Annotated in this window: 8 protein-coding genes and 1 pseudogene; 3 read left to right on the top strand and 6 right to left on the bottom strand. The window is 67.2% G+C overall.

The window, feature by feature from the left end:
* The 5 genes from DBR10_RS01650 to DBR10_RS01630 all read right to left on the bottom strand — a co-directional run.
* Window positions 1–1,763 (bottom strand): methyl-accepting chemotaxis protein (locus DBR10_RS01650; RefSeq protein ID WP_108556099.1); only part of this gene is annotated, 1,763 nt, incomplete at its 3' end.
* A 140-nt stretch (window positions 1,764–1,903) separates the two neighbouring features.
* Entirely contained in the window at window positions 1,904–3,325 is a 1,422-nt protein-coding gene (locus DBR10_RS01645; RefSeq protein WP_199223519.1) for an alpha-amylase family glycosyl hydrolase, read from the bottom strand.
* A gap of 239 nt (window positions 3,326–3,564) precedes the next feature.
* Window positions 3,565–4,962, bottom strand: coding sequence for an efflux transporter outer membrane subunit (locus DBR10_RS01640; protein ID WP_272482598.1), 1,398 nt, complete (start codon window positions 4,960–4,962; stop codon window positions 3,565–3,567).
* Between the two features lie 7 nt (window positions 4,963–4,969).
* On the bottom strand, window positions 4,970–8,113 hold the full coding sequence (locus DBR10_RS01635; RefSeq protein WP_108503907.1) for an efflux RND transporter permease subunit: 3,144 nt from the start codon (window positions 8,111–8,113) through the stop codon (window positions 4,970–4,972).
* 12 nt (window positions 8,114–8,125) lie between these two features.
* Complete coding sequence (locus tag DBR10_RS01630; protein ID WP_108490073.1) at window positions 8,126–9,277, bottom strand: efflux RND transporter periplasmic adaptor subunit; 1,152 nt, start codon at window positions 9,275–9,277, stop codon at window positions 8,126–8,128.
* A 188-nt stretch (window positions 9,278–9,465) separates the two neighbouring features.
* On the opposite strand from DBR10_RS01630, the gene DBR10_RS01625 reads away from it, so the two are divergent.
* The 3 genes from DBR10_RS01625 to DBR10_RS01615 all read left to right on the top strand — a co-directional run bounded on the left by DBR10_RS01625 (window position 9,466) and on the right by DBR10_RS01615 (window position 11,502).
* Window positions 9,466–10,062 carry a TetR/AcrR family transcriptional regulator gene (locus DBR10_RS01625; protein WP_108503887.1) on the top strand — a complete coding sequence of 199 codons (597 nt, stop codon included), beginning with the start codon at window positions 9,466–9,468 and terminating at the stop codon, window positions 10,060–10,062.
* A gap of 311 nt (window positions 10,063–10,373) precedes the next feature.
* A complete protein-coding gene (locus DBR10_RS01620) occupies window positions 10,374–11,195 on the top strand; it encodes a flagellin (RefSeq protein ID WP_108490247.1) in 822 nt (273 codons plus the stop codon).
* Between the two features lie 106 nt (window positions 11,196–11,301).
* Window positions 11,302–11,502: a hypothetical protein gene (locus DBR10_RS01615; protein WP_108503888.1), complete on the top strand. Its 201-nt coding sequence runs from the start codon at window positions 11,302–11,304 to the stop codon at window positions 11,500–11,502.
* Window positions 11,503–11,572: 70 nt separating this feature from the next.
* On the opposite strand, the pseudogene DBR10_RS01610 reads toward DBR10_RS01615, so the two are convergent.
* Window positions 11,573–11,671 (bottom strand): annotated as a pseudogene (locus DBR10_RS01610) (lysophospholipase); the annotation flags it as partial.

The following is an 11,671-nucleotide window of genomic DNA, read 5'->3' as shown; positions in this document are numbered from 1 at the left end:
TTGCCGCGCACCGGCGGGGCAGAAGGCCGCGGACGCGGGGCGGGGGCAAGGGAGCCCGGGCGACTGGCCGGTGCGCGGGCCGGAGCCCGCGTCGGGGCCGCGCGGCCGTGGCCGGCGCTGGTCCGGAAGCGGGCGATCATCTGGCGCAGCTCGGCGGCTTCGGTCTGCAGGTTGGCCGAGGCGGCCGTGGTCTCTTCGACCATGGCGGCATTCTGCTGGGTCACCTGGTCCATCTGGTTGACCGCGACATTGACCTCGTTGAGGCCGGTGGCCTGCTCGCGGGACGACTGGGCGATCTCGGTGATCAGGCTGTCGATCTGGCTGACCTTGCTGACGATGCCGCTCAGGGCCCGGCCGGTCTCGCCGACCAGCTTGACGCCGCGTTCGACCTGAGCCGAGCTGTTGGCGATCAGGACCTTGATCTCCTTGGCCGCATCGGCCGAGCGCTGGGCCAGGGCCCGCACCTCCTGGGCGACGACGGCAAAGCCACGCCCGGCCTCGCCGGCCCGGGCCGCCTCGACCCCGGCATTGAGGGCCAGAAGGTTGGTCTGGAAGGCGATCTCGTCGATGACGCCGATGATCTGGTTGATCTGGCTCGAGCCGGTCTCGATCTCGTCCATGGCCGTAACGGCGCCGCTGACGATCTCGCCCGACTTGGCGGCGTCCACCCGGGCTTCGGAGGCGGCGCCGGCCGCCTGCTTGGCTCCCTCGGCGCTGCGGTTCACGGTCGAGGTAATCTCGTCGAGCGCGGCGGCGGTTTCCTCAAGGCTCGCGGCCTGCTGCTCGGTTCGGCGGGAAAGGTCGTCCGAGGCCCGGCTGATCTCGTCGGCCCCGGCCCCGACGCTCTGGATCACGCTGGCCACCCCGCCCATGGTCTCGTCCAGGGCGCTGATGGCCGCATTGAAGTCGTCGCGCACCTTCTGGAACTGGGGATCGATCGGCCGGTCCATCCGGTAGGCCAGGTCGTTTGCGGCCAGGCTCTCCAGCGCATCGGCCAGTTGTTCGACGGCCTCCACGCGGCCGGTGATCACGGTGGCGAACTTGACCACCTTGGCCACCCGTCCCCGGGCATCGAAGACCGGATTGTAGGAGGCCTGGATCCAGACGGTCCGTCCGCCCTTGCCGATCCGCTTGAACTCGGCGGCGACGAACTCCCCGGCGTTCAGCTTTTTCCAGAAGGCGTCATAGTCCGCCGAGCGGGCGTCTTCCGGGGCGACAAACATCCGGTGATGCTGGCCCTTGATCTCTGAAAGCGTGTAGCCGAGCGCCTGGAGGAAGTTGTCGTTGGCGTCGAGGACCAGGCCCTGCGGGGTGAACTCGATGACCGCCTGAACCCTGCCGATCGCCGCAAGCTTGGCGTCGTTCTCGGCCGCGCGCTGCTTCTGCTCGGTGATCACCGAGGCGACCTTGACCACCCGCGTGACCTTGCCGGCGGCATTGCGGACGGGCGTGTAGGCGGCCTGGATCCAGACCTCGGTCCCGCCCTTGCCGATCCTCAGAAAGTCGCGCTGCTCGAACTCGCCCCGCGCCAGTCTGGCCCAGAAGTCGCGATAGTCCTGGCTCTGGCGGTAGTCGGCGTCGACGAACAGGCTGTGGTGCTTGCCGATGATCTCGGAGCGTTCGTAGCCCATGGCCCGGCAGAAGTTGGCATTGGCGGTAAGGATCGTGCCGGTCGGATCGAACTCGATGGTGGCCAGCGAACGGTCGAGCGCCGCCAGGGTTTCAGCAGCCTTGCCGCCGAAGGCATTGCCGAGGTCGAGCATCGCATGCGTCCAAGTTCGAGGGATGTTTCCGCAAACGATTGAACAAAGGTATGGCTAAAGAAGGGTAAACCGCCCGGGCGCATCTTCCGCTGCGTCACCTCTGTCAACTCAAAATGGGTAATTCCGTATGCGGAGTGTGGTCATTCGGCTGCCGATCGCCCCGCTGCGCCACCGCCCCGGACCAGTACGCGGTAGCCCCAGGCCGGCAGGGTGATGGCCGTGGTGTTCTCGAGGGTCATCGCCTCGCCGCTGAACGCATCGACATAGGCCCCGAGGTGATGGCTGCCCGTGAAGGTGACGCTGCGGGCCTGGCCGCTGAAATTGATCGCCGCAAACACCTGGTCACCCTCGACCCGGCGGAAGAAGCTCAGCACCTGGCCGGGCGCGCTGTTGACCACCGAATGCATGCGCCCGCCCCACTGGCCGTTCCACAGGGCCTTGTTGGCGTGCTTGAGAGCAAACAGGGTCTTGAACAGCCGGCCCTGCGGATGTTCGCGCCAGACGATGGGGTCGCGCTCGAAGAAGGCCAGGCGCTTCTCGTTGCCGGCTTCCTGGCCGTTATAGATCAGCGGCAGGCCTTCCCCGACCACCGACAGCACGATGGCCGCCTCACGGGCCGGGCCGAACCACTCGAACTCGGTGCCCTCCCAGGCATTCTGGTCGTGGTTGGAGGTCATGACCAGCCGCATCGCCTCGCGCGGATAGGCGCTTTCGTTCCACGAATAGAAGACGAACAGGGCGTTCACGTCGGCCTCGCCCCGCGCGATCTTGCGCATCGCCTCGCTCCAGCTCCAGGCATAGCTGGCGTCGAAGGCGGCATAGTGGACGTCGCGCATTTCCCATTCGGCCAGCAGGAAGACCGGCTTGATGGTCTCGAGCTGCGCGCGGGCGGTTTCCCAGAAGTCCAGCGGCACGAAGCCGGCGACATCGGCGCGGAAGCCGTCGATATCGGCCTCGCGAACCCAGTACATCATGGCCTCGGTCATGTACTGGCGGGTCTCGGCCTTGGCGTAGCTGAGATTGATGATGTCCGACCAGTCCCACCACGGCGTCGGGCGGAAGTGGCCGTCGAGGTCGCGTTCGTACCATTCAGGGTGCTGGACGGTGAGGGGATTGTCCCAGGCGGTGTGGTTGGCCACCCAGTCGAGAATGACGTGCAGGCCCAGGCGGTGAGCCTCGGCGGTAAAGGCCTTCAGGTCGTCCAGCGTGCCGAGCTCGGGATTGACGCTGTAATAGTCCTTCACCGAATAGGGACTGCCCAGGGTGCCCTTGCGGTTCTTCACCCCGATCTCGTGGATCGGCATTAGCCAGATCACGTCGGCCCCCAGGGCCTTGAGGCGCGGCAACTGGGCCGTGGCGGCCTTCAGCGTGCCTTCCTTCGTGAACTGGCGGGTGTTGAGCTGATAGAGAACGGCGTTCTTCGACCATTCGGGATGGGTCAGGCGCACGGCGGGCTTGGGCGCATAGAGCGTGTCCGGGCGGGCCGGCGAGGCGGTGGCCACGGCCACCATCGACAGCAAAGTGGCGCAAACAATCCCGGCCCAGGTCATCGCTGTTTTCATCAAGATCCCTCCCACCGGGCATATCGCGGACCGTAGCACCAGAAAACGATGATGCAAACGTTTGCAAACTGGCTGAAAGCGGCGTTAAGGCTGTTTCGCGACGGCCGCTTTCGAGGAGGGGGAAGAGGCGCGCCCCTGGGATTGGGGGGGAGGAGCACGCCTCTTCCGTTCGTCGGCGTCGGGGGTGGGAGGACGCCGCGAACACCCCCGGCCGTAACCGGGGGAGCTGTCAGGGTCCGTCAGGCGGCGGGCGCGCCGCCGCCGAGGACCTTGTAGAGCGTTACCCGATTGCCGGCCTGGATCAGCCGTGCGGCGATCAGGCCCTGCCGGGCGGCGTAGAGGGTGCGCTGGGCGTCCAGCAGGGTGAGGCTGGAGTCGAGCCCGGCCTCCTTGCGGGCCCGGGCCAGGCGCTGGCTGTCGGCGGCGGCGGCCACCAGCCGTTCCTGGGCGGCGACCCGGTCGGTGATGGTGTCGCGCACCGCCAGGGCGTCGGCCACCTCACGGAAGGCCGTCTGCACGGTCTTCTCATAGGTGGCCACGGCGATGCCCTGACCGGCTTTGGCGCTGTCCAGACCGGCCCTGTTGGCCCCGCCGGCAAAGATCGGCAGGCTGACGGCCGGGGCAAAGCTCCAGGTTCCGGTACCGTTGCCGAACAGGTCGCCCAGCGCGCCGCTGGCCGCTCCGGTCGAGGCGGTCAGGCTGATGCGCGGGAAGAAGGCCGCCCGGGCCGCGCCGATATCGGCATTGGCCGCCGCCAGCTGGTGCTCGGCGGCCAGCACGTCGGGGCGACGGGTCAGGACGTCGGAGACCATGCCCGGCGGCAGGTCGGCCAGGATCTGGGCGGTGACCAGGCCCCCGGCCGGCATCAGGTCGTCGGGGATGTCGGTGCCGACCACCAGCCGCAGGGCGTTGCGGTCCTGGTTCACCTGGGCGACATAGGCGGCGACATCGGCCCGGGCCTGTTCGGTCAGGGTCTGGGCCTGGCGCAGGTCCAGGGTCCCGGCCGCGCCGGCCTCGACCCGGGCCTGGACCAGCTTCAGCGAGTCCTCGCGGGCGGCGAGGGTGTCGCGGGCCAGCTGCAGCAGGTCCTCGTCGGCGGCCAGGGTCAGCCAGGCCCCGGCGGTCTGGGCGATCAGGCTGATCTGCGCCGTACGGGCGTTTTCGCGCACCGCCAGCCAGTTTTGCAGCGCCGCCTGGTTGAGGCTGCGGACCCGGCCAAACAGGTCCAGCTCATAGGCGCTCAGGCCGACGCTGGCGCTGTACTGCTCGGTCTCGAGCGCAGCGCCGGTCTGGCTGACCGAGGCCGGCGTGCGGCTGTTGGTGCCCGAGACGGTGCCGTTGATCCCCGGCAGCAGGGCGGCGCGCTGCACGCCGTAGCGGGCGCGGGCCTGCTCGATGTTCAGCAGGGCCACGCGCAGGTCGCGGTTTTCCTTCAGGGCCAAATCGATGGTCCCGGCCAGACGGGGGTCGGTGAAGACCTCCCGCCAGGCCAGGTCGGCGGCCGAGGCGGCGGTCTCGGCCTGCGGCGTCGGCCAGGTCTGGGCCACCGGAAGGGTGGGCCGGACGGTGGTCGGGGCCAGGGTGCAGGCGGTCAGGGACGTGGCCGCCAGCAGGGTCAGGGTGAGGTTGCGAAGCAAGGTCATGTCAGTGCCCCTCGGCCGGGATCGCGGGCGTCTCGTCGACGCGCCTGGGCTTGGGTTTGAAGGTCTTCTCGACGATCACGAAGAACAGCGGGACGAAGAAGATCGCCAGCAGGGTCGCCGAGATCATGCCGCCGATGACGCCGGTGCCGATGGCATGCTGGCTGCCGGAGCCCGCCCCGTTGGAAATCGCCAGAGGCAGGACGCCGAAGATGAAGGCCAGCGAGGTCATGATGATCGGCCGCAGGCGGATGCGGACGGCCTCGAGCGTCGCCTCGATCAGGCCCATGCCCTTCTCGTGCAGGTCCTTGGCGAACTCGACGATCAGGATGGCGTTCTTGGCGGCCAGACCCATGGTGGTCAGCAGACCGACCTGGAAATAGACGTCGTTGGACAGGCCGCGCAGGGTGGTGGCCAGCAGGGCCCCGACGACGCCCAGCGGGATGACCATGATCACCGACAGCGGGATTGACCAGCTCTCATAGAGGGCCGCCAGCAGCAGGAAGACGACCAGGATCGACAGGGCGTAGAGGGCCGGTGCCTGGTTGCCCGACTCCCGTTCCTGGGCCGACAGGCCGGTCCATTCATAGCCGATGCCCGGGGGCAGCTTGGCGGCGATCTCTTCCATGGCCGCCATGGCCGCGCCGGAGCTCTGGCCGGGCGCCGGGGTGCCCTGGATATTGACCGAGGACAGACCGTTATAGCGTTCCAGGCGCGGCGAGCCGTAGGTCCACTGGGTGGTGGCAAAGGCCGAGAAGGGCACCATCTGGCCGCTACTGTTGCGCACGAACCAGCGGTTCAGGTCCTCGGGCTTCATGCGGAACGGGGCGTCGGCCTGGACAAAGACCTTCTTGATCCGGCCCCGGTCGATGAAGTCATTGACGTAGGAGCCGCCGAGCGCGGTGCTGAGGGCCGAGTTGATGTCGGCGGTGGTCAGGCCCATGGCCCCGGCCTTGGCCTGGTCGACATCGATCCGCAGCTGCGGGGTGTCGTCCTGGCCGTTGGGACGAACGCCGGCCAGGACCGGGTTCTGGGCGGCCATGCCGAGCACCATGTTGCGGGCATTGATCAGGGCCTCGTGACCGACGCCGCCGGTGTCCTGCAGCTGGAAGTCGAAGCCCGAGGCATTGCCCAGCTCCTGCACGGCCGGCGGCACGATCGGGAAGACCATGGCGTCGCGGATCTGCGAGAAGGCCCCGAAGGCCCGCCCCGCCACGGCGGCGGCTTTCAGGTCCGGGCTCTTGCGCTCGTCAAACGGCTTGAGGCTGATGAAGGCCAGGCCCGCATTCTGGCCTGCGCCCCCGAAGCTGAAGCCCGAGACGGTGAAGATCGACTTCACGGCCTTGTCGGCCAGGAAGTGGCTCTCGACCTGCTTGAGTACGCCCTGGGTCCGGGCATCGGTCGCGCCGGCCGGCAGTTGGACCAGGGTATAGATGGTGCCCTGGTCTTCTTCCGGCAGGAACGAGGTCGGCAGGCGGATGAACAGCACGGCCATGACGGCGATGATCGCGGCATAGGCCAGCATCCAGCGCCCGCTCTTGCCCAGAATGGCGCGGACGGCGCGCTGATAGTTGCTGCTGGCATGGTCGAAGCTGCGGTTGAACCAGCCGAAGAAGCCCTTGTCGGCAATGGTGTGGCCCTTGGCGACCGGCTTCAGCAGGGTGGCGCAGAGGGCCGGGGTCAGCACAAGGGCGACGACCACCGACAGCAGCATGGCCGAGACGATGGTGATCGAGAACTGGCGGTAGATGACGCCCTGCGAGCCGCCGAAGAAGGCCATGGGCACGAACACCGCCGACAGCACCAGGGCGATGCCGATCAGGGCTCCGCTGATCTCTTTCATCGACTTGCGGGTCGCTTCGACGGGCGAGAGGCCCTCTTCGCTCATCACCCGTTCGACGTTTTCGACCACGACGATGGCGTCGTCGACCAGCAGGCCGATGGCCAGGACCACGCCGAACATGGTCAGGGTGTTGATCGAGTAGCCCAGCACCGCCAGCACCCCGAAGGTGCCCAGCAGCACAACCGGCACGGCGATGGTCGGGATCAGGGTCGCGCGCCAGTTCTGCAGGAACAGGAACATGACGATGAAGACCAGGATGATGGCTTCCGCCAGGGTCTTGACCACTTCCTCGATCGACTGGGCGACGAAGGGCGTGGAGTCGTAGGGAACGACATATTCGTAGCCCTGCGGGAAGCTCTTCGACAGCTCGGCCATGCGGGCCTTGACCGCCTTGGCGGTGTCCAGGGCATTGCCGCCCGGGGCCAGCTTGACGGCCAGGCCGGCGGCGGGCTTGCCGTTGAAGTGGGCGTTGAAGACATAGCTTTCGGCCCCGAGCTCGACCCGGGCCACGTCGCGCAGGTGCACGATCGCGCCGCCGGTGGAGTTACGGACGATGATCGCGCCGAACTGCTCGGGGGTCTGCAGGCGCGACTGGGCCGAGATGGTGGCGTTCAGGGCTACGCCGGGCGCGGCGGGGGTGCCGCCCAGCTGACCAGCCGAAACCTGGGCATTCTGGGCCTTGATGGCGTTGGTAACATCCGCCGGGGTCAGGGCAAGGCTGGCCAGCTTGTCGGGGTCCAGCCAGATGCGCATGGCGTACTGGGCCCCGAACAGCTGGACGTCGCCCACGCCTTCGACGCGGCTCAGCGGGTCCTGGATGTTGGCGGCGATATAGTCGGCCAGATCGACATTGGTCGTCCCCGTGGCGTCGGAATAGAGCCCGACAACCATCAGGAAGTTCTGGGTCGACTTGACCACGCTGAGGCCCTGTTGCTGAACCTCCTGGGGCAGCAGGGCCGTGGCCGTCTGCAGCTTGTTCTGGACCTGGACCTGGGCGATGTCGACATCGGTCCCGGCCTTGAAGGTCAGGGTGGTGGTGGCCGAGCCCGAGCTGTCACTGGTCGAGGACATGTATTCCAGGCCATCCAGGCCCTTCATCTTCTGCTCGATGACCTGGGTGACGCTGTCCTCGACGGTCTTGGCCGAGGCTCCGGGATAGTTGGCCGTGACCGACACCTGGGGCAGGGCGATCGAGGGGTACTGGGCGATCGGCAGCGAGCGGATGGCCAGGGCCCCCGCGAGCATGATCACGATGGCGACGACCCAGGCAAAGATGGGCCGGTCGATGAAAAAGCGGGAAAGCATCTCGGTCGGGCCCTAGCGTTGAGCGGTCATGACGGCGGCCTTCACGGGCGCCCCGGGGCGGACCATCTGCAGGCCCTCGACGATCACCTGGTCGCCCGGCTTGAGGCCGCCGGTGACCAGCCAGTTGGGACCGACGGTCTGGCTGACCGAGATCGGCCGCGGCTCGGCCACGCCCTTGGCCCCGACCACCATGACGCTGGCTGCGCCCTTGGGGTCGCGGGCGACGGCGGCCTGCGGGATCAGCATGCCGTTGCTGGCGGTCCCGGCGCTGAGCACCGCGCGGACATACATGCCGGGCAGCAGCACGCCGTTCGGATTGGCGAAGGTGGCGCGCAGGCCGACCGAGCCGGTGGTCGGGTCGACGGTGACGTCGGCGAATTCCAGCTTGCCGGTGAGCGGATAGGTCGAGCCGTCCTCCAGCTTCAGGGTGACCTGGGCCGAGCCCGAGCGGCCGATCTGGCCGCTGGCCATGTCGCGCTGCAGTTTCAGCAGCTCGGCCGAGGACTGGGTCAGATCGACATAGATCTTCGACAGGTCCTGGACGGTGGCCAGGGCATTGGCCTGGCCGGCGGTGACCAGGGCCCCGGGCGTGACGCTGCTCTTGCCGATCCGGCCCGAGATCGGGGCCAGGACGCGGGTGTAGTTCAGGTTGATGCGGGCGGCGTCGACGGCGGCCTTCTGGGCGGCGACGTTGGCGGCGGCCTGCTGGCCGGCGGCCTGGACGTCGTCATTGTCCTGCCGGGAAACCGCGCCGCTCTCGACCAGGGTCCTGTAGCGCTCGGCCTTCAGCCGGGCGGCGGAGTAGGCGGCCTGGGCCTGGGCCAGACCGGCGGCGGCACTGTTATAGGCCGCCTGGTAGCTGGCCGGATCGATCTGGTAGAGCGGCTGGCCGGCGCGGACAGAACCGCCTTCCTGGAACAGCCGGGCCTTGATGATGCCGCTGACCTGGGGGCGAACCTCCGAGACCAGCACCGCCGAGGTGCGGCCCGAGAGCTCCGTCGTCAGGCTGACGGGCTCGACCCGGGCAATGACGACGCCGACATTGGCTGGACCGCCGCCCATGCCGCCGCCGCCGGCGGGGCCCTTGCCCGGACCGCAGGCGGCGAGGGACAGCGAAACGGCGGCGAGCACGACGGCGGTTGCCGTCGAACGATGGACTTGCATGGGAGACCCCGGAGAGACAGCACGCCCGCCGGGCTCTTGCCCTTGACGGAACCTGCGCGATGAACAATTTGAGAATGAACGTTCATTCTCACTCGGGCTGGACATAAGGACCTGGATGTCGCAAGTCAACACCCGGGCCAGCCTCTTTGCCTGACCTAACGGAAATGTAATGCCGAACGAGACGTTCCATGGATGACGCGGTGACTCCCGGCCGGCCTTCGGTGGAGGCGCGTCGGCAGCAGATCCTGGATGCCGCCTGCGAGCGGGTGCGCCAGTCGGGCTTTCACGGGGCCAGCATGGCCGAGATTGCCAAGGCCGCCGGCCTCAGCGTCGGCCAGATCTATCGCTACTTCGAAAACAAGGAGGCGATCATCGCCGCCATCGTCGCCCAGGACCTGGCCGAGATGCGCGAGAAGTTCGCCGAACTGGAAAGCCGGCCCGGCACCCTGCTGGACGCCATTGAGGACCAACTGCCGGAAGCGGTCGAGAAATGTTTCGATCCCGGGCGCGGGGCCCTGATGCTGGAGGTTCTGGCCGAGGCGGCGCGCAATCCCAAGGTCGCCGCCATCGTCCGGGCCGCCGACGCGCAAGAGCGGACCCTGGCGCGCTCGATGCTGGAGCGCAGCCGCAAGCCGGAGTGGAGCGAGGCTGAATTTGAGGCCCGCTGCTCGGCGATCGCCATGCTTTTCGACGGCATCGTCATGCGGGCCGTCAATGATCCCGAGCTTGACCGGACGGCGCTGGCCGACGTCACCGCCCTGATCATGCGGCGGCTGCTGAGCTGAGGCTTGGTGCCAAAACTGCCTAGTGCGTGAAAGGCTCCCGCCGGGGCACCCTAATTTTTTGCGTTTTTTTGTCGCAATGCCGCTGCGCCGGGAAAGGGCGCGGGGTGAAATTAAGCTATTATTTTAAAACACAAATTTAGTCCGCGCGTCACCGCGCTCGCGCCATTCTCCTGGCCGCATGTCAATTTTTATCCTCCGTTAACCACGTAATTTCAGACCGAATAAATTGCCTAGGGAGTTTTTTGCAGGGCGGCAAAAAGCCGTCCGGCGGTCAAAATGACGCCGGAGACCTCCAAGAAGGAACTTTCGTAATGGCGCTGAACAGCATCAACACGAACAGCGGCGCTCTCATCGCGCTGCAAAACCTGAACACGACGAACTCGGAACTCTCCAACGTCCAGCAACGCATCAACACCGGTAAAAAGGTGGGCAGCGCCAAGGACAACGGCGCGATCTGGGCCACGGCCAAGAACCAGAGCTCGCAAGCCACGGCGCTGAACTCGGTGAAGGACTCGCTGCAACGCGGCCAGTCGACCATCGACGTCGCTCTGGCTGCCGGTGACACCATCACCGACCTGCTGGGCAAGATGAAGGAAAAGGCTCTGGCCGCTTCCGACACCTCGCTGAACACCGCCTCGTTCAATGCCCTTAAGGCCGACTTTGAGTCCCTGCGCGATCAGGTGACGAAGGCCGCGACGAACGCCAAGTTCAATGGCGTCAGCATTGCCGACGGCACCACCACCAAGCTGACCTTCCTGGCCAACAACGACGGCTCGGGTCTGACCGTCAACGCCAAGACCCTGACCCTCGCGGGCATCGGTCTGACGACGACCTCGACCTTCGCCGACGCGGCCGCCGCCAAGACCATGATCGCCACGGTGAGCACGGCCCTGCAGACGGCGACCAACAAGCTGGCCTCGCTCGGCACCAGCTCGGTCGGCCTCGACACCCACCTGACCTTCGTCGGCAAGCTGCAAGACAGCCTGGACGCCGGCGTTGGCAACCTGGTGGATGCCGACCTCGCCAAGGAAAGCGCCAAGCTGCAGTCGCTGCAAACCAAGCAGCAGCTGGGCGTTCAGGCGCTGTCGATCGCCAACCAGTCTTCGTCTTCGCTGCTCAGCCTGTTCCGTTAAGCTCCGGCTTTCCGAGACGGCAAAGGGCGGGTCCTCGCGGGCCCGCCCTTTTTCTTGGTCGGTATCGGTGATGGCGCGGGCCCGCGAAGAGGCCTAGCGTGGTCCCATGCAAACCCAGTTCACCGGCGAAGATCACGTGCTCCTCGAGCGCTTCATCCAGAGCGTCCTGCTGCGGTTCAGCGACGGCACGTCCAGCCTGGCCGACGCAACCCGGGATCTGGGCGAGGCCTTTATCCGCGTCGCGGGCCGCGAGCCTGACGTCCTGGACCATATGCGCGGCGTGATCGAGGCGGGCGACGACGCCTAGGTCGTAGAGCCCTTTTCGACCTGATGGCTTCATCAGGTCGATGACCGTTTCACGCTTGTCCGAAGGTGCTCTAGGGCAGCAACTGCCGCCGCAGGGCAGGCACCGCGTCGGCCAGGGCCCTGGCGACCATGGCCGAGAAGACGTCGGCCCCTTCCGATCCCAGGTGGGT

This window comes from Caulobacter sp. HMWF025 (genome assembly GCF_003060965.1).
Taxonomy (GTDB): Bacteria; Pseudomonadota; Alphaproteobacteria; order Caulobacterales; family Caulobacteraceae; genus Caulobacter.
The sequence above is the reverse complement of the archived record's forward strand: the minus strand, read 5'-3'. Positions and strand labels throughout refer to the sequence as shown.